The following is a 24,126-nucleotide window of genomic DNA, read 5'->3' on the forward strand; positions in this document are numbered from 1 at the left end:
TGAAACATGCCGTTTTGAGGGTAGATTGGCAAGTATAAACTGCAATGTCAGCTTGCATTTCAAGAATAGATCGGCCTATTCTTGATCAAAATGGCAGAACAAAGTCGGGGGCATCGGTGCAGGCCTTGCTAGAAAATCTCAGGGCTCTGGGTCAGGGGCGGTTGATCGCCCTTGGCGTCACTGGCGTCATCCTGGTCCTCGCGACCGTTTTCGGCATCCGCGCCGTGATGGAGCCGAGCTATTCCACCCTTTACCGCGACCTGACCCCATCCGAGGCCTCGCGCATGGTCGGCGCGCTGGAAGGCGCGGGCTTCAAGGTCACCGTCGACAGCTCGGGCTCGATCCTGTCGGTGCCGCAGGAAGACCTGGCGCGCGCCCGGATGGAGCTTGCCGGTCAGGGCCTGGTCAGCGACGGATCCGCCGGATGGGAATTGTTCGACGAGGCCTCGGGGCTGGGCATGAACAGCTTCATGCAGAAGATCAATCGCCTGCGCGCCCTGGAAGGCGAACTGGCCCGATCGATCCAGACCCTGAACGGGGTCGAAGCCGCGCGCGTCCACCTGGTCCTGCCGGAACGCGAAGCCTTTTCCCGCGACCGGCCCCAGCCCTCGGGCAGCGTCATCGTGCGGCCCCGCCCCGGTCATCAGGTCACCGTCCGTCAGGCCCAGTCGATCCGCGCGCTGGTGTCTTCGGCCGTGCCCGAGATGTCGGCAGGCAATGTCACCGTCCTGACCGCCAGCGGCGAAACCGTTCTGGCTGAGGAAGGGCAGGATGCCAGCGAAGTGACCCAGCAGGCGCTGAAGGCATCCGTCGAGGATCGCATCGCATCCAACGTGACCGAGATCCTGACCGCCCGCGTCGGGGCCGGCAATGCCCGCGTGAAAGTCAGCGTCGATCTGACCACTGAACGCCAGGTGATCCGCGAACAAAGCTATGACCCCGAACAGCGTGTCGTGCGGTCGACCGAAACCCGGGAAGAGACCCGCGAAGACATGGACCGCAACAGCGGTGAGGTCGGCGTGGTCGATGACATTCCCGCCTCGCTGGCCGAAAGCGGCGGTGCCACCAGCCAGAACTCGGTCTCGAAGACCGACGAGGTGGTGAACTACGAAATCGGCAACAAGCAAAGCGAAACGATCCGCGAACCCGGTGAGATTCAGCGCATTTCCGTCGCCGTTCTGGTCAATGGCATTTACAACGTGCTCGACAACGGCGAGATCGCCTATGAAGAACGCACCCCGGAAGAGCTGGAGCGTCTGAACCAGCTGGTCCAGGCCGCCATCGGCTTCAACGAAACCCGTGGCGACAGCATTTCCGTCGATAGCCTGCGGTTCATGGATTATTCGATGGATGTGGGCGACGCGACGAATGCCTCGGTCGTGCAGATCCTCAAGGACAACCTGATGTCGATCCTGCGGGCGCTGTTTGTCCTGGCGGTGATCGCGGCGATCCTGCGGTTCGGCGTCAAGCCGCTGCTGGCCAGCGCCATGCCGAAGGAGATCGAGGGCGAGGCCTCGGGTGACACCCCTGCCCTGCCCGGCGTCGAGGCCGACGGCGAAGGTGGCGATGCAGACGCAGGCGACATGCCCGACGGGCTGCCCGCCCCGGCCCAGGCCGCACAACCCCGCCCGCGCCGTGCGCAGCAGGGCGGCGTGTCCGGCCAGGTGCTGGAACCGATGCACATGGCGGGCCCGGACGACATCATCAACATCGGCGCGGTCCATGGCGGCGTTCACAAGGGCTGGATCAACACCGTGAGCGGCTTGATCGAATCGCAGCCTGAGGATTCTCTGAAGGTTGTGAAGACCTGGCTGGCAGAGGGAGCATAAACCATGAGTTTTGTATTCGAACGGGACTTTGACGAAGAAGAAGCCTTCGAGAAGCGCAAGCGCATCCACGAACAGCGGGCGATCTACACGCCCGAGGATCTGGAAGAAGCGGTGCAGAAGGCTGTCAAGGACGCCTATGAAGACGGCCGGATGGCCGGGCGCGCCGAAGCCTCGGTCCAGCATCAGGAAACCACCGCCGCCAAGACCGCCGATGCGCTGGTCGTGCTGGCGCCGCGCCTGCAGGAAATCCTGACCCAGGCCGATCAGCACAAGGCCGCGCTGGAACACCAGGTTCTGGACTACATCATGACGATCGCCCGCCAGCTGATCCCCACGATCCTGTCCGACACCGCCCTTCTGCGGACCGAAGCCGAAGTGAAGAAAGCCATTTCCATGGCCATCGGCGCCGCATCCCTGCGCATCTTCGTGCCCGCCGACCTGGCCGGAGACCTGAGCGAGGGGATCGAGCACCAGGTGCAGCAGGCCGGCTTCTCGGGCCGGGTGCAGATCCAGGCCGACCACCGCATGCGCCCCGGCGACACCCGCGTTGTCTGGGATCACGGTGGCATGGATTTCAGCCTGACCGAGCTGTGTGACAACACCCTCAAGGCGCTGAAGGCAGCGACCGACGACGCCATGGCGCGTCGCAATACCGAACTGGAGTAAATCGTGGCGAAAGAACCCGAAAAACCCGAAGAGACCGAGGCGGCAGCCGCCCCCGCGGGTGAAACCGCAGCGGCAGAAGAAACCGTGATGGATGCGATGATGTCCGGCCCCAAGGATGGCGCCGGGTACAACATCGACGCCATGATGAATGTCGGACTGAACGTGCAGATCGTGCTGGGCAAGACCCGGATGCCAATCTCTCAGCTGCTGAAACTGTCGCGCGGCTCGATCATCGAGCTGGACAAGAAGATCGGCGAACCCGTCGACATCGTCATCAACGACCGCCTCGTGGCGCGCGGTGACCTGGTCAAGCTGGACGAAGACCGGATCGGCGTGTCGCTGATCGAGATCGTCAAAGACTACGTGTCGGAGAAATAGGCGATGCGGGCGGCCCGTTCCGTCCGTCTTGTCGTCCCGACGCTTGCCGCGCTCGGGCTGATTGCCGTGGCCGTGCCCGCGATGGCGCAGGACGGCGGATCCTTCCTGTCCTCGATCACCGACGCGCTGTCGGATGCCGCACCGGGCAGCGACGAACGCGCGACGCTTTCGGGCCGCATCATCCAGCTGGTCGCGGCGATGACCGTGCTGTCGATCGCGCCGGGGATCCTGGTGGTGATGACCTCTTTCACCCGGTTCGTCATCGTCTTCTCGATGCTGCGGTCCGCGCTTGGCCTGAACCAGACGCCGCCGAACATGGTGCTGTCGTCCATGGCGCTGTTCATGACCTTCTTCGTGATGCAGCCGGTGCTGGAAGACGCCTGGCAGACCGGGGTCGAGCCGCTGATCAACAACGTGATCACCGAGGAACAGGCGATCCAGCGCACCGCCGAACCCTTCCGCGTCTTCATGGCCGCCAATACCCGCGAAAAGGACCTGGCGCTGTTTCAGGACATCGCCGCTCGTGCCTCGGGCGACACGCAGGCCCCGCAGGTCAATGACGACGGGTTGCCGGAATGGCGCAGCCTGGTGCCGGCTTTCATGATCTCGGAACTGCGGCGGGCGTTTTCGATCGGCTTCCTGATCTACCTGCCCTTCGTGGCCATCGACCTGATCATCGCCTCGATCCTGATGTCCGCGGGCATGATGATGCTGCCGCCAGTGCTGATCTCGTTGCCGTTCAAAGTCATCTTCTTCGTCCTCATCGACGGCTGGTACATGCTGGCCGGGTCGCTGATGGAAAGTTATCTGCCCGCCGCGAGCGGGGGTTAGGAAAGGAAACCGTCATGGCCGTGACCGAAATTCAGCGCAAGCAAACCGCGTCCCGCCTGCCCTCGAAGCGTCCGCTGAAAGGCGCAGAGAAAGCGGCGATCCTGTTCCTGTGCCTCGGCGAACAGCGCGGATCGGCGCTGATGCAGAAGCTGACGAACGAGGAAATCCAGACCATGACCCGCGCCATGTCCGGCCTGGGCGTGATTGAGGCCGAACAGGTCGAGGCCGTGATGTCCGATTTCGTCGAAGGCATCGCCAACGGCGGCGGCGTCGTCGGATCCTTCAGCGTGGCCGAGGACATGCTGCGCGCCTTCCTTCCGACCGAACAGGTGGATGGCATTCTGAAAGACATCCGCGGCCCGCTGATGGAGAAAGACCTTTGGGCGCGTTTCTCGTCGTTGTCGGAAAACGTCATCGCGAACTACCTGAAACAGGAACACGAACAGACCGTCGCGGCGATCCTGTCGAACGTGAAAACGGATGTCTCGGCCAAGGTTCTGCCGCTTCTGGGTCAGGAGAAAATGGAGAAGGTGGTCGAACGGATGATCCGGATGGAGGCCGTGCCGCACCACATGATGAAGCAGATCGAGGAAACCCTGCAAACCGACATCATCAGCGCCCCAGCCCAGCCGACCGCGAACGAGATGCAGCAGAAGATGGCCGATCTGTTCAACAAGCTGGACGTGACCGCGTTCCAGGAACTGTCCAACACCCTCGAAGGGCGGATCCCGGAAACCTTCGCCGCGATCAAAGGCAAGATGTTCACCTTCGACGACCTGTCGAAGCTGCAGCCCATTGACCTGGCCCGCGTGATGCGCGGCGCGCCGGGCAACGCCCTGCCGATCGCCCTGCGGGGTGCGAAGAAAGAGGTTCGCGATGTCTTCCTTTCGGCGCTGCCGGGCCGGTCGCGCGACATGCTGGAAGAAGAGATGAACACTATGGGTCCGGTGCGCGGCCGCGACGTGCGCGACGCCCAGGCCGGCCTGGTCGACTATGCCAAGGAACTGGCCGATGAAGAGGTCATCGCCCTGCCCATGGCCGACGACGAGGACTTCATCTGATAGGGAATTACCTGTATCGCCAGTGCGTTACAGGTAAAGCTTCGACGCCGAGAAGGTCACCGGATCGATCGTCGAGGTGATCGAGATGATATTCTGCGCGGCCGAGCCCGAGTTCGCCGTGAGCATGGTCAGCGCCGCATTGTTCGCCGTCGCCGTGCCGTTCAGCGCGTCCGAGATCACGACGTATTTGCGCACCATGTCCTCGATGAACTCCGGGTCCTGAAGGTCTTCCAGGTCCAGCTTGGATTTCAGGATCTCGGCCTGTTTGTCGATATCCAGCCCCGAAAGCTCGGACGGAAGGCCAAGCGTGGTCTGGAAGAACTCGGTCAGGCCGGTATCTGCCAGGATCTCGTAGACCGAGGAAATGTCGGCGGCCTTGTTGCGGAACTCCAGCGCCGTGGCGACGGTTTCGTTCTGCTCTTCTGCCGCGTTCAGGAACTGCCGTTCGACATAGCGGTCGACCATGCGGGTCTTCCAGCCGGACAGCAGCGTGTTCAGGTTGCCTTCGCCGTTCTCCTGGAAACCAAGTTCCTCGTACATCTCGCGGAACCGGGTGTCGGTCAGGCGGTTCACAAGGGCGTCGGATTCCTCGATGTTCGACTTGAGGATCTTCTTGATCATCGCCTTGCCGAACATCTGGTCTTCCAGATCGAAGGCGCGCATGACGAACCCGTAAAGTTCGGGATCGTCCACCAGTTGATCCACGGTCTCTACATCGCCGATGTTTTCCTTGAAATATTCGATGGCCCGGCTGTGCTGGGCGGTATTGCGAATGATTTCAAGCTGGCTGTCCCGGGTTCTGTCGACCAGGTTCAGACCGTTCAGCGAAGAGAGACCGGAAATTGGGATCATCCGACTTCACGGCGCAATGCCGGCTCCTGTTCTTCCATATGCGCAGGTGCGCCGCGGGCGTCGTCGCGCAGGCTGGCCGGACGGGGCACATTGGCGCCCAGGATCTCGGCTTCGCGTTTCATCAGGGGACGCAGGGCGCGCAGCGCCTTGTAGAAATCGCCCTGGCTGACAAAGTTCGCGGCCTCGAAGACGCAATGCACACTTGGCGGGCCGAAACTGGTGGCCAGCGCGGCCAGCTGCTGCTGGATCGGCTTGCGCAGCTTGTCCTGCAGTGCAGGGTCGGTCAGCGCGGTCTGCACCAGGAAATAGGCCTGGTTCACAGGGGTCACGGCGGCCTTCTTGCTTAGAAGATCCTGCCCGCGAACCACGTCCGCCTTGGTTTCGATGACGATCGTCGACTTGCGGGTGGAATTGCGCACCACGCAACCGTTGATGACGATCCGCTCAAAGGGTTTGAGTGTCAGTTGAAGCGCCATGGATCACCCCCTTGGACCCGGCTGTGCGCCGGAGAGCCCTGCGATCAGGCTCTGGTTGATGGTGACCAATGTGCCCAGCCCGGCCCCGCCGCCCAGAACGATCGCCGTCTGCCGTTCCACGAACAATGCCAGCGAAATCAGCCCAGCCTTAAGTTGGATCGGCAATCCGTTTTCGGGCTGGGACAGATCGTGCTTGATCGTGGACCAGAGTTTCAGGTTTTCGGCAACCACACCGCGCAGGCCCTTGGCCAGCAGTTCCGACCGGACGAGTTTCTTCGTCGCGCCGTCGAATTCAGCCGTGTGTTTTTCCATTTCGCCGGTGACGCGCAGGAACACCCGACGCTCGATTTGTCGGGGGGACTCGCTTTCTCTAATCGTGCGTTTGTACGCCGCGATACTCATGTTGACCTGTCCTCATTTACCGCATTCTGCGGTTTTGATTTATGGTTCGTACCCCGCAATTGTGTCCTGCGGTGGTCCAAGAAAGGGCCGGTCCGTGATCTTCTGCCTGATCCGGCCCTTTGGTCATGTCTTCATTTTGACCGCGCCGGGGCCTGTCACCCCGGCACGCTCAATTCAGTCTTACTGGAAGAGGCTCAGGATGTTCTGAGGCGAGGAGTTCGCGATCGACAGCGACTGCGTGGCCAGCTGCTGCTGCACCTGCTGCGCCTGAAGCTTCGCGGCTTCTTCTTCCATGTCCGCGTCGATCATGGACCCGATGCCGCTATCAAGACGGTCGGTCAGTTCGCCCAGGAATTCCTTCTGGGTTTCGATCGATTTCTCGGCAATGCCCAGGGCGGTCGCGGCGGCAACGGCTGCGGACAGCTGTGCTTCTGCGGCCTGAAGGGCGGCAACTTGCGAACCGGCCGAAGTGGCGGCGGTCAGGTCGATGGCGGCCAGCACGGACTGGATGGCGCCCAGGTCCTGCTGCAGGAAGGTCATCGTCGTGGTGTTGATGGAACCGCCCGCGGCACGGCTGATGCCGGTCACCAGGGTCACGGTCGCGCCCGAGTTCACATAGTCGGTGCCATTGAAGGTCGCCTGCGAAATCGTGGTGGACATACGGGCCACCAGTTCGTCCAGTTCCGCCTGGACGTCAGCGCGCACTTCCGAGGTACCGCCCTGCGCGAATGCAACGCGCTCGGCGAAGTCATTGGCCAGTTCGACCAGGGTTTCGGCACCCAGGCGGGCGGTCGAAACGGCGTTCTTCTGCAGCGTCAGGGTTTCGTCGATCGCTTTGAACATGCCGCTGTCGCCGGACATGGTCTTCGAGATCGAGAAGTAGGCTGCGTTGTCCTTGCCGGACGCAATTTTAAGGCCGGTCGAGATACGGCCCTGCGTTTCGGTAAGGTTGTTGTTGATTTGACGAAGGGTCGACAGCGCGGTCATCGCGCTGTGGTTCGTGAGGATAGAGGACATCTCTTACTGCTCCGATATATTTTTATCGTGTTGTCGACTTCTGTCGAAAAACGGGCCTGCCCGTGCGTCCAGCCTTACCAGCAATTGTCGGCATTGTGTAAACAAAAATTCGCTTAATAAGGGTGGTGTTGCGGTGTCGTCACGGCCAACCAGACGGCCAAGCATAGACATGCTTTACAATTTTCACACGCTTTTACAGATACTTACATGAATAGATCCAAGGATAGATTATTTCTACCTTAGGTTGAACTGCGGCAATGGGGTCGCGGCGAACCGCAACCCCGGATGTTCAGAAAAGGTCAGTCCCGATCAGGAAAAGAGATTCAGGATGTTCTGCGGCGACGAATTCGCAATGGACAGCGATTGCGTTGCCAATTGTTGTTGCACCTGAAGCGCCTGCAGACGCGCGGCCTCTTCTTCCATGTTGGCGTCGATCATCGACCCGATGCCGCTATCAAGGCGATCGGTCAGTTCACCCAGGAAGTCTTTCTGGGTTTCGATGGACCGTTCGGCAATGCCAAGCGCGGTCGCGGCGGCCACGGCTGCGGACAGCTGGGCCTCGGCGTTCTGCAGGGCGGTCGCCTGAAGCGTCGCAGTGGTGGCCGAAGTGATCGAAATTGCATCCAGCGCGGATTGGATCGCGCCCAGATCCTGCTGCAGGAAGCTCATCGAGGTGGTCGAGATCGACCCGCCTGCCGCGCGCGAAATGCCGGTCACCACGGTGACGGTCGCGTTCGAGTTCACGTAGTCGGTGCCGTTGAAGTTCGACTGCGCGATGGTCGTGGCCATCCGCGCGACCAGTTCGTCCAGTTCGGCCTGGATGTCATCGCGGACTTCCTGCGTGCCACCCTGTGCAAAGGCGACGCGTTCGGAAAAGTCCTGTGCCAGATCAACCAGCGTTTCCGCACCCAGGCGGGCGGTCGAAACGGCGTTCTGCTGAAGCGTCAGGCTTTCATCGATCGCCTTGAACATGCCGCTGTCGCCGGACATGGTTTTCGAGATCGAGAAATAGGCGGCGTTGTCCTTGCCCGAGGCGATCGACAGACCGGTCGAGATCCGCGACTGCGTGTCAGACAGGTTGGTGTTGATGTTCCGCAGGGTGGACAGCGCGGTCATGGCGCTGTGATTGGTAAGAATGGAAGACATGTTCTGCTCCGATTTTTCTTATCTCTCCATCGGATTTCTTCCGAAACCGGGCCTGCCCGTGGCGACAGTTAACCTTTTCAATTTGACCAAATTAAGAAACAAACACTTGCAACCCACTTTTCACGACATTTTTGCAAAGACACATATGTTTCAATGGGTTAAACACCCCTTTCGGATAGTGAATGTGTTTTCAATCGGGCAATTGTGGCCAAACTGTGACGAAAAGCCGGGCGACTGTCCTCAATTGGACTTCAACCTTTAGGCGAAATGACCAGTTGCGCAATTTTTGTGCAGCCCCTCCACTCCCCTAGCCCGGAAACGAAGAAAGGCCGCAGTTCCCTGCGGCCTTCCGGTCTGATCTGTGATCCCGCGTCAGCGGAAGAGCGACAGGATATTCTGTGGCGCAGAGTTCGCGATCGACAGGGACTGTGTCGCAAGCTGCTGTTGCACCTGAAGCGCCTGCAGTCGCGCGGCCTCTTCTTCCATATTGGCGTCGATCATCGAACCGATGCCGCTGTCCAGACGATCCGTCAGTTCGCCCAGGAATTCCTTCTGGGTCTCGATGGACTTCTCGGCAATACCAAGCGAGGTCGCGGCAGACACGGCTGCGGCCAGCTGGGCTTCTGCGGATTGCAGCGCGGCGGCCTGCGAACCGGCCGAAGTAGCGGTCGTCAGGTCGATGGCGGCCAGGGTCGCCTGGATGGTGCCCAGATCCTGCTGCAGGAAGCTCATCGTCGTGGTCGAGATCGAACCGCTGGACGACCGCGAGATACCGGTGACAACCGTGACAGAGGAGTTCGCGTTCACATAGTCGGTGCCGTTGAAGGTGGCCTGGGCGATGGTCGTCGACATACGCGCGGCCAGCTCGTCCAGTTCGGCCTGCACATCGGCGCGCACTTCCGCGGTGCCGCCCTGGGCAAACGCGACGCGTTCCGAGAATTCCTGCGCCAGATCAACCATCGTCTCGGCACCCAGGCGGGCGGTGGAAACGGCGTTCTGCTGCAGGGTCAGGTTTTCGTCGATCGCCTTGTACATGCCGCTGTCGCCGGACATGGTTTTCGAGATCGAGAAATAGGCGGCGTTGTCCTTGCCCGAGGCAATGGACAGACCGGTCGAGATACGGCTTTGCGTGTCCGACAGGTCGCTGTTGATGTTGCGCAGGGTGGACAGCGCGGTCATGGCGCTGTGGTTGGTCAGGATGGAAGACATGTTCTGCTCTCCGGTATTCTTTTTATTTTTCGCCGGATTTCTTCCGCGGTCGGGCCGTCCCGTATGAAAATTGCTAGAGCGACAATCGGGCAAGAATATGAAAGCTGAGCGTTTTCAGGATTTTTCCTGATAAGTTGTATCCTGAATGAAAACAATAACTTAAGACGCGGAAACAATTCACTTGCCTGCAATTGTGGCGAAACTTGGGCACGCCCCGGCCGCCTGTATATACCTGGACCCCGCAAAAAAGGCCGCGATAAACGCGGCCTTTTCCAGAATTTCGATACTGATGCGGGATCAGCGGAAGAGAGACAGGATGTTCTGCGGCGCAGAGTTCGCGATCGACAGGGACTGTGTCGCAAGCTGCTGTTGCACCTGAAGCGCCTGAAGCCGTGCGGCTTCTTCTTCCATGTTGGCGTCGATCATCGACCCGATGCCGCTGTCCAGACGATCCGTCAGTTCACCAAGGAACTCTTTCTGGGTCTCGATGGACTTCTCGGCAATACCAAGCGAGGTCGCCGAGGCAACGGCTGCGGACAGCTGTGCTTCTGCGGTCTGCAGGGCGGCTGCCTGTGCACCGGCCGAGTTGGCCGCTGTCAGGTCGATGGCGTCCAGTGCGGACTGGATCGCACCAAGGTCCTGCTGAGCGAAGGTCATCGTCGTGGTCGACACGGAACCCGAGGAGGAACGCGAGATACCGGTCACGACGGTGACGTTGGCGGTCGAGTTCACATAGTCGGTACCGTTGAAGTTCGACTGGGCGATGGTGGTGGACATACGGGCCACCAGTTCGTCCAGTTCGGCCTGGACGTCGGCACGCACTTCGGCAGTGCCACCCTGGGCGAACGCGACGCGTTCGGAGAATTCCTGCGCCAGGTCAACCATGGTTTCGGCACCTAGGCGGGCGGTCGAAACGGCGTTCTGCTGCAGGGTCAGGTTTTCGTCGATCGCTTTGAACATGCCGCTGTCGCCGGACATGGTTTTCGAGATCGAGAAGTAGGCTGCGTTGTCCTTGCCCGAAGCAATCGAGAGGCCGGTGGAAATCCGGGACTGCGTCGAGGACAGATCGTTGTTGATGTTACGCAGGGTCGACAGCGCGGTCATTGCGCTGTGGTTGGTCAGGATGGAGGACATGTTCTGCTCCGATATTTTTTATTTTTTCGTCTTCGGATTTCTTCCGAGAACGGGCCTGCCCGTGGAGCACAACTAAACGGGGAAATGGGGCAGGAATAAGGAAGCTTTAGAGCGATTGGTCGAAATGTTGGGAAGAGGTCGGATTTTTTGCACGCTTTTCGCCGTTCGGCCCGTAGGTCCCGGACAGGGAATGCCGGTCGCGGATGCGGTCAAGTTCTTGGATGATCGTGCCGGTGGCTTCGGTCATCTTCTCCAAAAGCGCATGATCTTGGGCGATAAGTTCCCGTAATTCCGTCAGTTTTTCCCGAAGCTCGCCCGCCTGGGGGTGATCCTCCAGCAAGGCGCGGGGCACGGCGAAGGCCTCTTCTACCTCGGCCAGAAGGGCGGACTTCTGCGGATAAAGTTCCGTCACCTCGGCAAGACGACCACCCGTAATTGCTGCGATTTCGTCGCGCAACACACGGCTGAGGCGATCAACCACCGACAGAGCTTGAGCCATGGACGCCATATTCTATCCCCTTATCCGCGCATCGCGGCGCGATATGCGCTGATGCTGTTTTCGACGCTTGCCGCGATTCCCGTGGTCCCCTGCTCGACCAGCTGGTCGGCATAGGCCCGCGCCAGGAAGCTGCGCCAGGTCTCTTCCGCAAAGCCGCCGCCCATGTCGCCCAGGGGCACGGTCTTCAGCATCTCTTCCATGACCTGGGTCAGGAAGACCGCTTCGAATTCCTTGGCGGCCGTCTTGGCCAGATCACTGGGGTTCGGGCTGGTGCGGTTCAGATAGGCCTGGCCTTCGGCCAGCGCGGTGAAATTCGAGGCGGGAATATCCATGGGCGAACCTCAGATGATTTCCAGGTCGGCATGCAGGGCGCCGGCGGCCTTGATGGCCTGAAGGATCGAAATGGTTTGGCTGGCGGTCACGCCGATGGCGTTCAACCCGTCGACCAGGCGTTGCAGCGACACGTCACCTTCCAGGATGGTGAAGTTGACTTCGGCCTCCTGCACCTCGACCTCGGTCTGGGGCACGACGACGGTGGTGCCGCCGATGCTGATCGGCTCGGGCTGGCTGACTTCGATATCCTCGCGCACGACAACCGTCAGGCCACCCTGCGACACGGCCACCTTGTCGACGCGAACGTTTGACCCGATCACGATGGTGCCGGACCGCGCGTCGATGACCACCTTGGCCACGCTGTCGGGCTGCACCATCAGGTTTTCCACGGCCGCCATCATTTCAGGCGTGTCGCCCTTGTCGTTGCCCATCACCTCGATGGTCGAAGGATCCAGCACCTGCGCCGTCCCCGGGCCAAGCGCCATGTTGATCTTTTCAGCCACGCGGTGCGCGGTCGTCATGTCGGGGGACCGCAGCGCGATCCGGAAGGACCGCAGCGAGGCGAGGGTAAAGTCGATTTCATTCTCGACCGTGGCGCCGTTTTCGATCCGGGCCACCGTGGGCACGCCTTCGACGATCGAGGCATTGACCCCCTGCGCCGCATAACCGGCCACCGCGATCGGGCCCTGCGCCACCGCATAGACTTCGCCATCGGCACCGGACAGCGGCGTCACGATCAGCGTGCCCCCCCGCAGGGACGAGGCATCGCCAAGCGAGGACACGACCACATCAATGGTCGACCCGCGCCGCGCAAAGGGCGGCAGCATGGCCGTGACCATGACCGCAGCCGTGTTCTGCGTGCGCATGTTGTCTTCGGAAAGGTTGCCGACGCCCAGGCGTTCCAGCATCCCTTCGATGGATTTTTCCGTAAAGGGACTGTTGCGCAGCGTGTCACCGGTCCCGTTCAGACCGACGACGAGCCCGTAGCCCACAAGCTGGTTTTCCCGCACCCCTTCAAAGGAGGCGATGTCCTTGATCCGCACATCCGCCCTTGCAGTTTCCACAACCGGAGCGAGGGCGATCATGACGGCGAGAGCTGCTCTTATAACCCGCATGACCTGTTTTCTTGTCGTTGTTTGCAAGGATTATTGCAGCAATTGTGGCATAAACACAAGAATAGATTATTTACTCTTCTTGGTTGTGGACGGATTTGCTTGACGCTCACAGGTTTGTGTTTCTACACTGTAAGGAAAACACAAAGAGGCCGATCCAGAAAACAAGGATCGGGGAGCAGCATGCATATTTATCTTTACGAGCCGCGCGCGGATCGTCTGAATGGACTCATGGCAGAGCTTCGGTCGGCGCGAATGAAGCCCGTTCCGATTCAAGAGGCCTTCTTCCGTGGTGAACTGGGCCTTCTCAACCGCAGCGGGCACGAAGACCGGCCCTTCCTTCTGGCCGACAATCCCGAAGTTCTGGAACAGATCACCGCCCTGCGCACCGCAGGTTGCACCAATCCGATCCTGGTGATGCGGGATTTCCGAAATTCACGCGACACCGCCGCCGCGCTGGACGCGGGGGCCGATGATGACATCGTCATCCCGGTGAAGGCGATCGAGCTGAAGGCGCGCATCAACGCGGTGACCCGCCGGTCCCATGGCCATGCCGCCGAAAGCATCGAAGTGGGTGAGGTCGTCGCCTATTTCGACGGTCGCGATCCCGAAGTCTCCGGTGCCACGGTGAAACTGTCGCGCCGCGAACATGCGATCTTCCAGCAGCTGGTGCTGAACGCTGGTCGCGTTGTGTCCAAGGGATCCATCTACGATGCGGTCTATGGCATGTCCGAGGATCAGCCCTTCGACAAGGTGATCGACGTCTATATCTGCAAGATCCGCAAGAAGATCGACCAGGCCGCGGACTCGGGCCACAACTATATCGAAACGGTGCATGGCCGGGGCTACAAGTTTGCCGCCGCCGCCGATGCGCTGGTCCAGGCTGGCGGGATGTGATCCCGCCAACCGGCGTTTTTCTTACAGGAAGTTGATGTAGGACAGCTGCGACAGCCGCGCGGTCACCGCGTAGCTGGCCTGCAGTTGTGTCTGGATCGAGGTCAGGCGCGTCGCTGCCTCATAGGGGTCGACCGACTCCAGTTCGCTGATGTGCAACGACAGCACTTCCTTCTTGTTGTTCAGCCGGTCATTCGCATCTTCGACCAGCTTCTGCATCGTGCCGGTGCGGGTCTCGGATGCCAGAACCGCGTTGACCCCGGACCCAAGCGCCGAGGCGGCCGCCCCGATCCAGGCCTCATAGGCGTCATCGTCACCAATATCCGCCGGATCGGTCGTCGCCAGCATTGCCAGCCCACGCATCAGGTCGCGGAACCCCTGGTCGTTGGCCTGCACCCCATAGCTGATGTCGAGGGATTCATCGATCTGCGCCGTCATCCGGGGGTTTGCGTTGCCCAGCCCGTCGGTCAGCGGCGTGCCGTTGAAGAAGCTTTCGTCATAGGCATGCGCCGCGGTGCCCGGTGTGCCGTTGAAGGCCGCATCCAGCGCCGCGATCTTTGACGCCGCATCCGTTGCATCCGTGATCCCGCCACCCACGATGGCCGACATCACGTCCGAGGGCGAAAGCCCAGTGCCGCTGTCGTCCTGGCCCCAGGAATTCATCGCCGCGCGGTCGCTGTCGACACCGGCGAACAACGACTTGCCGTTGTAGCTGGAATTCAGGAAGGACACGATCGTGTCATAGGCGGTCGCCGCCATTTCCTGCAGGTACTGCGGCCGCGAAGACGAGGCATCGGTGTTGGTGATCGTGGCGGTCAGCACTTCCTGCGCGGCTTCGCGGATGTTGCCAAGCGCGGTGGCCATCAGGTCCAGCCGGTTTTGCAGGAAGGTGTTGGATTCGATCCGCCCCTCGGTGCGTTCATAAACGGCGCGGGTGCTCATCGCCTCGATCGACCGGGACCCGAGCGCGGCAAAGGGATCGGCGTGCCGGCCCGTCGCGACCTCGGTCTCGGCGTTCATCATCAGGCGGGTCATGTCGCTGGTGGTGCGCTGCCGGGACAGCAGGCTTTGCAGCGAGGAAATGGTTTGGACGTAGGATACCATGGTCAGTCCTCAGCCTCAGGATGTCAGGCTCAGCAGCGTGTCGATCATCTCGGATGCGACCCGCAGCGCCTGGGAGTTTGCGTTGTACGACTGTTCGATCAGCGTCAGGTTCTGAAGTTCCGTATCGATGTTCACGCCACGGGCGTTCAACCGCGCCTCGCGGTAGGTTTCGCTGCTGGTCGTCAGCGAGGTCAGCTGACTTTGCGCGTCGACCCGTCGGGCCTGCTGGGCAGAAAAGATGCCCGTGGTGAAATCCATGATCGTCGCCGTGGCCCCCTGCCCCGCCGCCGTGTCATAGGACACCTGGGTGTCGAAGAAATCGAGGAAGGCCAGGATCTGCGTGTTGTCCGAGGCCGCGCCGGTCGTCACCGCGCCAAGCCCGTCACGGATCAGGGTCAGATCGCCACCCTTGTGCGGGTTGACCGCGTCGTTCACCTTGATGCGCCCGGCCAGCCCTTCGGCCGGGGTGACCGACAGGGCGGATCCGGCATCGGTGAACAGCCCCGCCTGACCAACCGCAAGGCTGGTGTCGGCACCTTCGAACCCGGCGATCAGCGACCGCGCGACCTCGTCCAGCTCAAGCTGCTGCTGCGGCACGATTTCGTTGAACAGGATGATGTTGCCCGCAAGCGACCCCTGATCGGCCCCGCGCCGGCCGCTTTCGCCCGGCGTGATATCCTCGGTCCCGGAATACAGCGTGCCGGTGGCGCGATCAAAACTCAGCTCGTTCACATGGCCGGCGACGACCAGCGTCTGCCCGCCCGCCGCATGGACCGAGGCCCGGCCTTCACTGTCATAGGCCACCGTGATCTCGACCACGCTGGACAGCGTGTCCAGCTGGGCGCCGCGGCGGTCTTCCAGCGCGGCATAGGTTTCTGTGCCCGGCTCGGCTCGGCCGATGTCGGCGTTGATGCGTGCCAGTTCCTTCATCGCCGCATTGGCGGTTTCAAGATCCGCATCGATGCCATTCAGCGCCGTGGTCTCCAGCGTGCTCAGCGCCGAATTCGCGTCGTTCAGCGCCTTGGCCAGGGAATTGGCGGACAGAAAGACCTCTTGCTGCAGCGATGCGTCGCCGGGATCGTTCGACAGCAGGCCCAGGTCGTTCTGGAAATTGGACAGAAGGTTGGGAATGCTGGTTTCCGACTCCAGCGTGCCCAGCTGCGCGGTGTAGACGGCAAGCGAGGACGACAGCGCGTTCTGCTTGGCGGCATAGGACAATTCGGTCCGGTAGAGCGCGTCCATCGTGTTGTCCATCGCGCGCGAGATGCCCAGAACCTGGACGCCGCCGCCTATGGCTTCGGTCACGTTCAACGTGCGGTGCGAATAGTTTTCGTCCTGCGCGTTGGCGATGTTCGTAGACACCAATTGGGCCCGCTGCGAATTCGCAAGCAGGCCGGACCGACTGGCAAGAATGGCAGAAATGATGCTCATGGACCTGTTCCTTCTGGAAGGGGCCCGCCGCGCTGGTCATTCTGACCGCGCGGCGACTATGTTTAACGCTTCAGCCGGACGGTTTCGTCCAGCATCTCGTCCGCCGTCGTGATGATCTTGGCGTTGGACGAGAAGGCGCGCTGCTTCTGGATCAGTTCCGTCAGCTCCTCGGCGATATCCACGTTCGAGCTTTCGACAGCCCCCCCGGTGATCTCGCCCGCCGTGCCGGTTCCGGCTTCGGCCAGGGTGAAGGCGCCGCTGTCTTCCGAAATCAGGAAGGTCGCGTTGTCGGCGGTCAGCAGCCCGTTCGGGTTGGGAACCGTGGCCAGCGGGATCTGGTACAGCGCGCGGCGCATCCCGTTGTCGAAGATCCCGTACACTATCCCGTCATTGCTGATCTCGGCCCGGGCCAGCGACCCGGACTGGGTGCCGTCGGCGTTACCAGTCAGCGGGACATAATCGCCCGAGAACTGGGACAGGCCACCGAAAGAGTTCGGAGCCCCCATGTCGACTGTTATTGTCTGCGGGGTGGTCCCGTTATCTATTGTGACTGTCGCGATCCCGGTCGAGGTGTCAAAGCTGAAGGCCGCCGGCGCGGTGGCCGTGCTGGTCACACCCGAGAAGCCCGACGGCGTGCCCGCCAGGGCACCGCTGTCGTTGAAGGTCGCGGTCAGGCTGCCATAGGTCGCGCCGCTGGAATCCGTGATGCTCAGGTTCCATTCATTAGCGGTCGAGGACGGTTGCCACGAGAATTGAAGCCGCTCTGCCGCACCAAGCGGCGTGAAGTACTCTATAGAACTTATAAACGGATCACCTGGTGTGGCGAGGCCGGTTTCCTGGCTGGGCAGGTTGCCGGTCAGGGTCATTTCCGAAGTCGGGTTGCCAGCGATCGACATCTCGGCGATGCGCACCGTTTCCAGGCCCGAGAACTGGTTGCGGTCGATCACGCCAAGCGACCCGGTCTCGTCATAGGGGAAGCCGCCCAGATACATGCCGGCGGCGTTGCGCAGGTAGCCTTCGCTGTCCGGCTGGAAGTCGCCGGCGCGGGTCAGGTAGTGCTCGGGTTCGCCGGTTCCGTCGTTGACGTTCCGGGTGACCGCAAAGAAACCGCTGCCGCTGATGGCCAGGTTGGTGGCTTCGCCGGTGCTCAGCGGCGTGCCGTCCTGGGTGTTCTCATGCACGACTTCCGCCCGCACGCCCGAGGCGCTGACAGATCCGCTCGGGTTGGTGGCACCCGACGTCAGCATCTGCGCAAAGCTGCGGCGGAAGCCATAGGTGTCAGAGTTCGCGATATTGTAGGAGATCCGCGCCACGGCCTTGGAGTTGGCCATAAGTCCACTGACCCCAGACATCATTGCCTGTGAAATGCTCATTATACTGCCCCCGAGTTTTTTATTAGGGTTTGGTTTTACTCGACCCATGAAATAGGCGGGGCACTTTTCATTTGGGTTAAAGAATTGGGAATTTTGTCGACGGACGAGACTTTGTTCCCATCTTCGCTAATCTTGTGGTTGTGCGCGTGCTCTTGCCCGAGACATGCACAACCTCTTGTCAGCTCTTGCCGGATCGGCCCCTGACCCCAAGGATCAGAGGTTAACGAAACCGGTCAGTTGGTCGCCTTTGCCGGGTCCTGTACCGCCTGTTCGACGGTCTCCAGCGTGCTGGCGGCGGAATTCATCCGCATCCGCGCGGTATCCTCGCGCAGCGGCCACAGCGCGGCACCGGGGTCCAGAAGGCCCTGGGCAATCGTGCTCCACTGCGGGATCGAGGTCAGTTCGGGAAAGTCCTGCGACAGCGCCAGGGTGGTCGCCCAGTCGCCGCCCCGGTAAGAGGCCAGCAGCAGGTTGATCGCATCCTCGAAGGGCAGCTCCTGCCCGGCCTCGTCCCACATCTGCTGATAGATGCCCTGCGATGCAGGCCAGTCTTCGCGGTCGAAATAGGCCTTGGCCTTCAGGCGCAGGAACTCCATGTCCGGGCGCGCCACGGCGGTTTCCAGCACCGCGGCCCCCTGCCCCGTGCTGGCGTAAAGCTTTGCCAGAAGCACGCCGCGCTGATCCTCCAGCTCGGTCTCGCCCGAGGCCAGCGGTTCGCGCAGCGCCGACAGCGCATCGTCATAGCGCCCGCCCATTTCCAGACTGCGGGCCTGTTTCAGGCGCAGTTCGTCCAGGCGGACATCAGTGACCTCGGCCAGGCCAAGGTCGCGCGCCACGGCCAGGTGGTCGTGCACGGCTTCGTATTCCTGCGCGGCGACCAGCGTCGACCCGATCGACAGGAAGCGGTCGGCGAATTTTTCGCCCTGTACGTCAAACCCCGGCTCGAACCGGAAATCCGGGGCGATCTTGCGATGCGCGCGCAGGAAATCCGACAGGGGCAGCTCTCCGCTGGCACCTTCGGCGTAAAGTTCGGAAATCAGCGCCCGCGCCTTCTGACGCGCCAGCCCGGCCTCTTGCTGTTCCGGGAACCGATCCAGGATCGAGCCATAGGTATGCACCGCCGCCACCCGGTCGCCGTCGGCGCGGTCCAGCGCGGCCAGGTCGGTCAGAACCGCCAGCGCATAATCGTCGCCCCGCCAGATGTTGCTTTCGCGTTCCAGCAGCTCGCGCGCTTCGGGGATGTCCATCAGGTCGTGGCGCAGGCCCATGGCCACAACGGCCGTGCGCGCGCGGTGGCCGTAAAGGTCGTGCTTCTTTCCGGCCAGGGCATAGCTGTCGAAGGCGGCCAGAAGGTCCTGCCCCGCCTCGGCGGCGCGGCCCAGAAGATAGTGAAAGGCGCTGCTGTCGCGCAGCCCGGCGTGCTTGCGGAAGTCCAGCGCGAAGTCGCGGGCGCTGTGCCAGTCCTCGCTTGCGATCGCGGCTTCGAGCAACCCGGGCAGGATCGCTTCGCGGTAGCCCTTGGGCAGATGCTGCATGCGCTCCTGCACCGTGGGCAACAGGTCGGCGGCCTGATCATAGTCCTTCTTGCGGATCGCCAGCAGCGCGATGAAGACGGGCTGATCCGGCCAGCTGGCATAGGCCGGGCCCAGCATCGCCTGCGCCCGTTGCGTCAGCCCGGTGTCGCGCGGATCGATCAGACCAAGCGCCAGCTCCATCACCGCACGGCGCAATTCCTGCCCGCCGGACAGGTTCGCCCGGTCCAGCCCTTCCAGCACCGAAAGCCCCTCGGGGCCCTGGGCGTGACGGTAATGCAGCCGCGCCTGCGCCAGCAGGGCATCGGCGATCTCGGCGCTGATCCCCCATTGCGCGGCGGGCTTGTCCAGCGCACGGGCCAGCGCGTTCTGGATGCCGCGCCGTTCAGTCAGGAAAGACCGCTCTGTCGCGTCCGAGGAATAGAGCATCTGCGCCGGGATCTGCCAGTCCTCGCCCTCGCTTGGGGCAAGCGACGGGTCCGGGGCGGGGCGCGCCAGCCGGGGCTCGGCCTGTGGCGGCACCATCTGCGGCGCGGTCTGTTCGGGGGCAAGCGGAGCTGTCTGCGCAGGCTCAGACGAGGCCGCGTGATCCCCGGGCATGACCTCTTCGGCCTGCTGCGGTGCATGGGGGTCCGTCTCGGACACCGCCGCACCGGCAAGAAATGAGCCAATCAGGCAAAAGGATATGCAAAGATAGCTGCGCAATTCTTGACTTCAGTTCTTGGAGGTGCTTCTATCAATCTAAGAAAAACACCGCCATCGCAAGAAAAGAAAAAGGATAGGCGGGAAAATCTCTTGGGACCGGGCAGAGGATCCTCATCATGGACAACACCACGTATGTGGCATTGTCACTGGCGCGCGCCATGCAGCGCGACCTGGACGTGACGGCGAATAACATCGCCAACGCCAATACGGCGGGCTTCAAGGCCGAACGCATCATCTTTTCCAGCTATCTCCACCCGGACGAAGGCCAGCAGGTCGGTCAGGGCACCAACTTTGTCGTCGACGAAGGGTCATATCTGGACCGGACGCAGGGCGCGCTGACCCGCACCGACAACCCGCTGGACATCGCCGTGAAGGGCGACGCCTTCCTGTCCTACCGCACGCCCGAAGGCCAGATCGCCTATGGCCGCGACGGCCAGCTGGCGCTGGACCGCGACGGATACCTGGTGACGCTTTCGGGGGCCAAGGTGCTGGACGAAGGCGGCGGCGACATCGTGATCCCGCCCGGTGCCGGCAAGATCCTGATCGGCACCGACGGCACGATTTCGTCAGAGGAAACCGTCGTTCTGGGCCGCATCGGCCTGTTCGATGTGCCGGACGTGCAATCCTACATCCGCCTGGGCAATTCGATGCTGGTGCCGCCGCCCGGACAGGGCAGCCTGGCCGAACCGACCGAAACCGCCGAGATCGCCCAGGGCCAGATCGAGATGAGCAACGTGTCGCCCGTGGCTGAAGTCACGCGGCTGATGATGATCCAGAAGGCCTATGACCAGGCCACGAAACTGATGAGCACGGAAGACGACCTGCGTAAGGACATGCTGTCGCGTCTGGGCCGTGCCGCCATCGGATAACGAGGGAAGCAGATGAAAGCACTTGGAATTGCCGCAACCGGCATGATGGCGCAACAGACCAACGTCGACGTCATTTCGAACAACATCGCCAACGCCTCGACCACCGGGTTCAAGACCGCCCGCGCCTCGTTCCAGGATCTTCTTTACGAAAACCTGCAGCGTGAAGGGGCGCAGACCTCGTCCCAGGGCACCTATCTGCCCGTCGGCATCGACGTGGGCTTTGGCGTGCGCACCGCAGGCACCGTCCGCCTGAACACCCAGGGCGGGCTCAGCCAGACCGAGAACAAGACCGACATCGCCATCGAGGGGCGCGGCTATTTCGTCGTGAACATGCCCGACGGCAATTCCGCCTATACCCGCGACGGCGGCTTCCGCCTGAACGCCGAAGGCCAGATCGTCACCCAGCAGGGGTACGAGGTCAGCCCCGGCATCGTCGTGCCCGCCGACACCACCACGCTGGAAATCGGTGAGACCGGCATCGTGTCCGCCTATGTCGGCAATGACACCACCCCGGTCGAAATCGGACAGCTGACCCTGGCCACCTTCGTCAACGACGCCGGCATGCGGCCCCTGGGCAACAACCTTCTGGCGGCCACCGTGGCCTCGGGCGATGCGACGCTTGGCAATCCCGGCGATCCCGCCGTGGGCATCCTGCGCCAGGGCTATCTTGAGAACTCGAACGTCAACATCATCCAGCAGATCACCGATCTGATTTCGGCGCAGCGCGCCTATGAGATGAATTCGAAGTCGATCGAGACCGCAGACCAGATGATGACCACCGCCAACCAGATCCGCTAAGTCCAGGGTCCCCAGCCTCAGGGGCGTGAGCCATGAAAAGCTTCCTCTACTATGTGACCATCGCGCTGTTCGTCTTTGTCCTGCCCGGTGCCCTGCTGGCCGAGGACGTGAAGACGCTGATCGAGGAGCGCGCCCGCGACAAGTTCGGGGCCGAGCTGCCGGACAACGCCGGGTTCCACATCACCACCCCCGACGGCGCCCCGTCGGAGGCGGTGATGCTCTCGGCCTTCTGGATGGACCGCGACACCGGGCGCTACCTGGCCAACGCGGTGCTTGAGGACAGTAATGTGGTGCGCCTGGAAGGGCTGGCGATTGCCACGCTGAACGTGCCGGTGCCGCTGCGGCGGATGCTGCCCGGCGACCGCATCACCGACGAGGACCTGGGCGTGGTGAAACTGCCCCTCGCCCGCGTCGGCGTCTTTACCGTGACCGAGGCGCGCGACCTTGTCGGCATGCAGGTGAAACGCCTGCTGACCCAGGGCCGCCCGGTCATGACCCAGTCGATCACCAAGCCGGTCATCATCGACCGGGGCGATCGCATTTCGATCCGTTATGACGACGGGCTTCTGTCTTTGTCCGCGCCCGGCAAGGCGCTGGACGACGCCCACATGGGCCAGGAGATCCGCATCGTGAACCTTGTCAGCAATACCTCCCTGACCGGCGTCGCCGTCGAGAAGGGCATCGTGGAGGTCCTCCGTTGAATTCCCTCACCCCGCGGGCTTTGCGCCTGTCGATCTCTTGTCTTGCGCTTCTGGCGATTGCCGGCTGTGCCGCCGATCCCTTTGGGCAGGATCCCAAGGTCTCTGGCCTCGAACTGACGGCCGAAACCATGCCCGAGGTCGCGCGCGTGCAGGTTCCCATGCCGCCGCCCGAAGTGGCCAAACCGATGGAGCGCGGCGCGGCCTCGTCCCTATGGCAGCGCAGCTCGGGCGGGTTCTTCGCCGACCAGCGTGCCACCAAGGTGGGTGACATCCTGACCGTGCTGATCGAGATCGACGACCAGGCCTCGCTGTCCAACGCATCCGACCGGGACCGGTCCGGGTCCAGCCAGTTCACCAAGCCCAAGTTCTTCGGCTATGGCGGCATGCTGCACCGGCTGCTGCCGGGCGTCAGTGCCGCCGATCTGCCGTCTGACAACGTGGTGGACCTGAGTTCGCAGACCACAGCCAGTGGATCCGGCTCGATCAGCCGGAATGAATCGATCAGCCTCAAGGTTGCCGCGCTGGTCATGCAGATGCTGCCGAACGGCAACATGGTCGTGGCCGGCCGTCAGGAAGTGAAGGTCAACCAGGAACTGCGGGAACTGCGTGTCGCGGGGATCATCCGGCCCCAGGACATCAACATGAACAACACGATTCCCTATGAAAAGATCGCCGAAGCACGCATCACCTATGGCGGTGACGGCAGCATTTCGCGCCAGCAATTGCGCGGCTATGGCGAGGGCGTGGTGGACATAGTCCTGCCGTATTAAGGTTAAAGAACTCTAAAAATTGCCCTGATCGGGAAAAACTCTCGCCTTGAATCGGCGTCAAAACGGCATCCGAGATAAAACCTTGCTCGGGTGCCGACATGAAGAAATCCCAACTGATCCTCGCTGCTGTGCCGATCGTTTGCGCATTGGGCGGCTTTGGTGCCGGCACCTTCCTGAAGGGCGCGGACCACGGGACCGACATGACCCATGCCGCCGACACCGCGCATGAGGCCAAACCCCACGTTCCCGCCCCCCGGACCGAAGCCGAAGCCGCGCTGCACGCGCTGGCGACCGAAGACGGGCACGGCAAGGATCATGGCGCGGATCATCAGACGGGACATGACATCGCCAAGCCGATGGATCACCCCGACACCGGCAAACCCGACAGCCACGGCCCGGAAACCCTGACCAAGGTGTCGATGAACGACGCGGCCACGCACAAGGCTCCGCCGGTTGGCGACGTGCCCGAAGTGCACCGCATCGATTACGACAAGCTGGCCAAGGCCGAAGCCGAGATGAAGAAGAAGGCGGCCATCGCCAAGGCCCGCGCCCGCCAGGAACAGCGCATGGCCGACATGAAGAAGGCACCGCGCGCCGCGCGGGGGGCCCATCCTTCGCTTCTACCGCTGGAGACCGAGGCCAAGATCCACGAAGAGGCGATCAAGCGCATCGTCGATTCCGATGACCACGTGGTGAAGATGGGCCGCCTGACCGTTCCGGTCTATGGCGCGCGCTCGACCGCCTATTACGTGGCCGACTTTGCCATCACCGTGACCGACCTGGACCAGGCCGGATTCTACTTCACCGCCGAAAACGCCACCCGCGTGCGCGACCAGGTGATGACCACCATGGCCACCATTGCGGAAACGCAGCTTCTGCGCGGCCCCAAGGTGGAAAGCGAAGTGGTCGCCGAACGGATCGCCAAGGACCTGCGCGACCGCTTCTTCGGGGTCGAGGATTTCCTCTTCCTGTCGCTTTACAAGACCGACGTGCCGCGCGGCTAA

The 24,126-nt window shown here is 62.1% G+C and carries 25 protein-coding genes; 11 read left to right on the forward strand and 14 right to left on the reverse strand.

Annotation, left to right across the window (positions count from 1 at the left end; all coding sequences use genetic code 11):
- The first annotated feature begins 116 nt into the window (after window positions 1-116).
- Genes fliF through BMX99_RS16915 form a run of 5 tightly spaced genes read left to right on the forward strand, consistent with a single transcriptional unit; the run spans window position 117 to window position 4,765 of the window.
- Window positions 117-1,829 carry a flagellar basal-body MS-ring/collar protein FliF gene (fliF, locus tag BMX99_RS16895; protein WP_170848844.1) on the forward strand — a complete coding sequence of 571 codons (1,713 nt, stop codon included), beginning with the start codon at window positions 117-119 and terminating at the stop codon, window positions 1,827-1,829.
- 3 nt (window positions 1,830-1,832) lie between these two features.
- The gene (locus BMX99_RS16900; RefSeq protein WP_093454681.1) at window positions 1,833-2,495 is read left to right on the forward strand and encodes a FliH/SctL family protein; all 663 of its coding nucleotides are present in this window, start codon (window positions 1,833-1,835) and stop codon (window positions 2,493-2,495) included.
- A 3-nt stretch (window positions 2,496-2,498) separates the two neighbouring features.
- Entirely contained in the window at window positions 2,499-2,873 is a 375-nt protein-coding gene (gene fliN / locus BMX99_RS16905) for a flagellar motor switch protein FliN (RefSeq protein ID WP_244525658.1), read from the forward strand.
- A 3-nt stretch (window positions 2,874-2,876) separates the two neighbouring features.
- Window positions 2,877-3,704 carry a flagellar type III secretion system pore protein FliP gene (fliP, locus tag BMX99_RS16910; protein WP_093454683.1) on the forward strand — a complete coding sequence of 276 codons (828 nt, stop codon included), beginning with the start codon at window positions 2,877-2,879 and terminating at the stop codon, window positions 3,702-3,704.
- Window positions 3,705-3,718: 14 nt separating this feature from the next.
- Entirely contained in the window at window positions 3,719-4,765 is a 1,047-nt protein-coding gene (locus tag BMX99_RS16915; RefSeq protein WP_093454686.1) for a flagellar motor switch protein FliG, read from the forward strand.
- A gap of 27 nt (window positions 4,766-4,792) precedes the next feature.
- Here BMX99_RS16915 and BMX99_RS16920 read toward each other — a convergent pair whose 3' ends face one another.
- The 10 genes from BMX99_RS16920 to BMX99_RS16965 form a co-directional block, all read right to left on the reverse strand.
- Window positions 4,793-5,617, reverse strand: a complete 825-nt coding sequence (locus tag BMX99_RS16920) for a DUF1217 domain-containing protein (RefSeq protein WP_093454689.1) — start codon at window positions 5,615-5,617, stop codon at window positions 4,793-4,795.
- A complete protein-coding gene (locus tag BMX99_RS16925; protein WP_093454692.1) occupies window positions 5,614-6,093 on the reverse strand; it encodes a flagellar biosynthesis repressor FlbT in 480 nt (159 codons plus the stop codon). Before BMX99_RS16925 ends, BMX99_RS16920 begins: the two co-directional genes overlap by 4 nt.
- A 3-nt stretch (window positions 6,094-6,096) precedes the next feature.
- The gene (locus tag BMX99_RS16930; RefSeq protein WP_093454695.1) at window positions 6,097-6,495 is read right to left on the reverse strand and encodes a flagellar biosynthesis regulator FlaF; all 399 of its coding nucleotides are present in this window, start codon (window positions 6,493-6,495) and stop codon (window positions 6,097-6,099) included.
- Between the two features lie 180 nt (window positions 6,496-6,675).
- Window positions 6,676-7,512 carry a flagellin N-terminal helical domain-containing protein gene (locus BMX99_RS16935; RefSeq protein WP_093454698.1) on the reverse strand — a complete coding sequence of 279 codons (837 nt, stop codon included), beginning with the start codon at window positions 7,510-7,512 and terminating at the stop codon, window positions 6,676-6,678.
- Between the two features lie 309 nt (window positions 7,513-7,821).
- On the reverse strand, window positions 7,822-8,658 hold the full coding sequence (locus BMX99_RS16940; RefSeq protein WP_093454701.1) for a flagellin N-terminal helical domain-containing protein: 837 nt from the start codon (window positions 8,656-8,658) through the stop codon (window positions 7,822-7,824).
- Window positions 8,659-9,030: 372 nt separating this feature from the next.
- Window positions 9,031-9,867, reverse strand: a complete 837-nt coding sequence (locus tag BMX99_RS16945; RefSeq protein WP_093454705.1) for a flagellin N-terminal helical domain-containing protein — start codon at window positions 9,865-9,867, stop codon at window positions 9,031-9,033.
- 297 nt (window positions 9,868-10,164) lie between these two features.
- Window positions 10,165-11,001: a flagellin N-terminal helical domain-containing protein gene (locus BMX99_RS16950; protein WP_093454708.1), complete on the reverse strand. Its 837-nt coding sequence runs from the start codon at window positions 10,999-11,001 to the stop codon at window positions 10,165-10,167.
- Window positions 11,002-11,107: 106 nt separating this feature from the next.
- Complete coding sequence (locus BMX99_RS16955) at window positions 11,108-11,509, reverse strand: hypothetical protein (RefSeq protein WP_093454711.1); 402 nt, start codon at window positions 11,507-11,509, stop codon at window positions 11,108-11,110.
- Between the two features lie 11 nt (window positions 11,510-11,520).
- Window positions 11,521-11,832 carry a rod-binding protein gene (locus BMX99_RS16960; protein ID WP_093454713.1) on the reverse strand — a complete coding sequence of 104 codons (312 nt, stop codon included), beginning with the start codon at window positions 11,830-11,832 and terminating at the stop codon, window positions 11,521-11,523.
- A gap of 9 nt (window positions 11,833-11,841) precedes the next feature.
- Window positions 11,842-12,948 carry a flagellar basal body P-ring protein FlgI gene (locus BMX99_RS16965; protein WP_093454716.1) on the reverse strand — a complete coding sequence of 369 codons (1,107 nt, stop codon included), beginning with the start codon at window positions 12,946-12,948 and terminating at the stop codon, window positions 11,842-11,844.
- A 228-nt stretch (window positions 12,949-13,176) separates the two neighbouring features.
- Between BMX99_RS16965 and BMX99_RS16970 the strand changes: the two genes are divergently transcribed.
- On the forward strand, window positions 13,177-13,842 hold the full coding sequence (locus tag BMX99_RS16970; RefSeq protein ID WP_254772004.1) for a response regulator transcription factor: 666 nt from the start codon (window positions 13,177-13,179) through the stop codon (window positions 13,840-13,842).
- 21 nt (window positions 13,843-13,863) lie between these two features.
- On the opposite strand, the gene BMX99_RS16975 is transcribed toward BMX99_RS16970, so the two are convergent.
- The 4 genes from BMX99_RS16975 to BMX99_RS16990 all read right to left on the reverse strand — a co-directional run bounded on the left by BMX99_RS16975 (window position 13,864) and on the right by BMX99_RS16990 (window position 19,924).
- Window positions 13,864-14,943, reverse strand: a complete 1,080-nt coding sequence (locus BMX99_RS16975; RefSeq protein ID WP_093454721.1) for a flagellin — start codon at window positions 14,941-14,943, stop codon at window positions 13,864-13,866.
- Window positions 14,944-14,958: 15 nt separating this feature from the next.
- Window positions 14,959-16,374 carry a flagellar hook-associated protein FlgK gene (flgK, locus tag BMX99_RS16980; protein WP_093454724.1) on the reverse strand — a complete coding sequence of 472 codons (1,416 nt, stop codon included), beginning with the start codon at window positions 16,372-16,374 and terminating at the stop codon, window positions 14,959-14,961.
- 62 nt (window positions 16,375-16,436) lie between these two features.
- Complete coding sequence (locus tag BMX99_RS16985; protein WP_322788148.1) at window positions 16,437-17,795, reverse strand: flagellar hook protein FlgE; 1,359 nt, start codon at window positions 17,793-17,795, stop codon at window positions 16,437-16,439.
- Between the two features lie 185 nt (window positions 17,796-17,980).
- Complete coding sequence (locus BMX99_RS16990; RefSeq protein WP_170848843.1) at window positions 17,981-19,924, reverse strand: hypothetical protein; 1,944 nt, start codon at window positions 19,922-19,924, stop codon at window positions 17,981-17,983.
- 176 nt (window positions 19,925-20,100) lie between these two features.
- On the opposite strand from BMX99_RS16990, the gene flgF reads away from it, so the two are divergent.
- From flgF to BMX99_RS17015, 5 genes are all read left to right on the forward strand, one after another.
- A complete protein-coding gene (gene flgF / locus BMX99_RS16995; RefSeq protein ID WP_093454733.1) occupies window positions 20,101-20,853 on the forward strand; it encodes a flagellar basal-body rod protein FlgF in 753 nt (250 codons plus the stop codon).
- A gap of 12 nt (window positions 20,854-20,865) precedes the next feature.
- Window positions 20,866-21,651: a flagellar basal-body rod protein FlgG gene (gene flgG, locus BMX99_RS17000; protein WP_093454736.1), complete on the forward strand. Its 786-nt coding sequence runs from the start codon at window positions 20,866-20,868 to the stop codon at window positions 21,649-21,651.
- Between the two features lie 32 nt (window positions 21,652-21,683).
- Entirely contained in the window at window positions 21,684-22,352 is a 669-nt protein-coding gene (gene flgA / locus BMX99_RS17005; RefSeq protein ID WP_093454739.1) for a flagellar basal body P-ring formation chaperone FlgA, read from the forward strand.
- A complete protein-coding gene (locus BMX99_RS17010; RefSeq protein WP_244525656.1) occupies window positions 22,349-23,122 on the forward strand; it encodes a flagellar basal body L-ring protein FlgH in 774 nt (257 codons plus the stop codon). Before flgA ends, BMX99_RS17010 begins: the two co-directional genes overlap by 4 nt.
- Before the next feature lie 98 nt (window positions 23,123-23,220).
- Entirely contained in the window at window positions 23,221-24,126 is a 906-nt protein-coding gene (locus BMX99_RS17015; RefSeq protein WP_139199587.1) for a hypothetical protein, read from the forward strand.

This window comes from Pseudooceanicola nitratireducens, assembly GCF_900109195.1.
In the GTDB taxonomy this organism is placed as follows: Bacteria; Pseudomonadota; Alphaproteobacteria; order Rhodobacterales; family Rhodobacteraceae; genus Pseudooceanicola; species Pseudooceanicola nitratireducens.

Coding starts and splice junctions, on each gene's coding strand:
- BMX99_RS16900 (WP_093454681.1), top strand. CDS start 1,833: ATGAGTTTTGTATTCGAACGGGACTTTGACGAAGAAGAAGCCTTCGAG.
- fliP (WP_093454683.1), top strand. CDS start 2,877: ATGCGGGCGGCCCGTTCCGTCCGTCTTGTCGTCCCGACGCTTGCCGCG.
- BMX99_RS16915 (WP_093454686.1), top strand. CDS start 3,719: ATGGCCGTGACCGAAATTCAGCGCAAGCAAACCGCGTCCCGCCTGCCC.
- BMX99_RS16920 (WP_093454689.1), bottom strand. CDS start 5,617: ATGATCCCAATTTCCGGTCTCTCTTCGCTGAACGGTCTGAACCTGGTC.
- BMX99_RS16925 (WP_093454692.1), bottom strand. CDS start 6,093: ATGGCGCTTCAACTGACACTCAAACCCTTTGAGCGGATCGTCATCAAC.
- BMX99_RS16930 (WP_093454695.1), bottom strand. CDS start 6,495: ATGAGTATCGCGGCGTACAAACGCACGATTAGAGAAAGCGAGTCCCCC.
- BMX99_RS16935 (WP_093454698.1), bottom strand. CDS start 7,512: ATGTCCTCTATCCTCACGAACCACAGCGCGATGACCGCGCTGTCGACC.
- BMX99_RS16940 (WP_093454701.1), bottom strand. CDS start 8,658: ATGTCTTCCATTCTTACCAATCACAGCGCCATGACCGCGCTGTCCACC.
- BMX99_RS16945 (WP_093454705.1), bottom strand. CDS start 9,867: ATGTCTTCCATCCTGACCAACCACAGCGCCATGACCGCGCTGTCCACC.
- BMX99_RS16950 (WP_093454708.1), bottom strand. CDS start 11,001: ATGTCCTCCATCCTGACCAACCACAGCGCAATGACCGCGCTGTCGACC.
- BMX99_RS16955 (WP_093454711.1), bottom strand. CDS start 11,509: ATGGCGTCCATGGCTCAAGCTCTGTCGGTGGTTGATCGCCTCAGCCGT.
- BMX99_RS16960 (WP_093454713.1), bottom strand. CDS start 11,832: ATGGATATTCCCGCCTCGAATTTCACCGCGCTGGCCGAAGGCCAGGCC.
- BMX99_RS16965 (WP_093454716.1), bottom strand. CDS start 12,948: ATGCGGGTTATAAGAGCAGCTCTCGCCGTCATGATCGCCCTCGCTCCG.
- BMX99_RS16970 (WP_254772004.1), top strand. CDS start 13,177: ATGGCAGAGCTTCGGTCGGCGCGAATGAAGCCCGTTCCGATTCAAGAG.
- BMX99_RS16975 (WP_093454721.1), bottom strand. CDS start 14,943: ATGGTATCCTACGTCCAAACCATTTCCTCGCTGCAAAGCCTGCTGTCC.
- flgK (WP_093454724.1), bottom strand. CDS start 16,374: ATGAGCATCATTTCTGCCATTCTTGCCAGTCGGTCCGGCCTGCTTGCG.
- BMX99_RS16985 (WP_322788148.1), bottom strand. CDS start 17,795: ATGGGTCGAGTAAAACCAAACCCTAATAAAAAACTCGGGGGCAGTATA.
- flgF (WP_093454733.1), top strand. CDS start 20,101: ATGGACAACACCACGTATGTGGCATTGTCACTGGCGCGCGCCATGCAG.
- flgG (WP_093454736.1), top strand. CDS start 20,866: ATGAAAGCACTTGGAATTGCCGCAACCGGCATGATGGCGCAACAGACC.
- flgA (WP_093454739.1), top strand. CDS start 21,684: ATGAAAAGCTTCCTCTACTATGTGACCATCGCGCTGTTCGTCTTTGTC.
- BMX99_RS17015 (WP_139199587.1), top strand. CDS start 23,221: ATGAAGAAATCCCAACTGATCCTCGCTGCTGTGCCGATCGTTTGCGCA.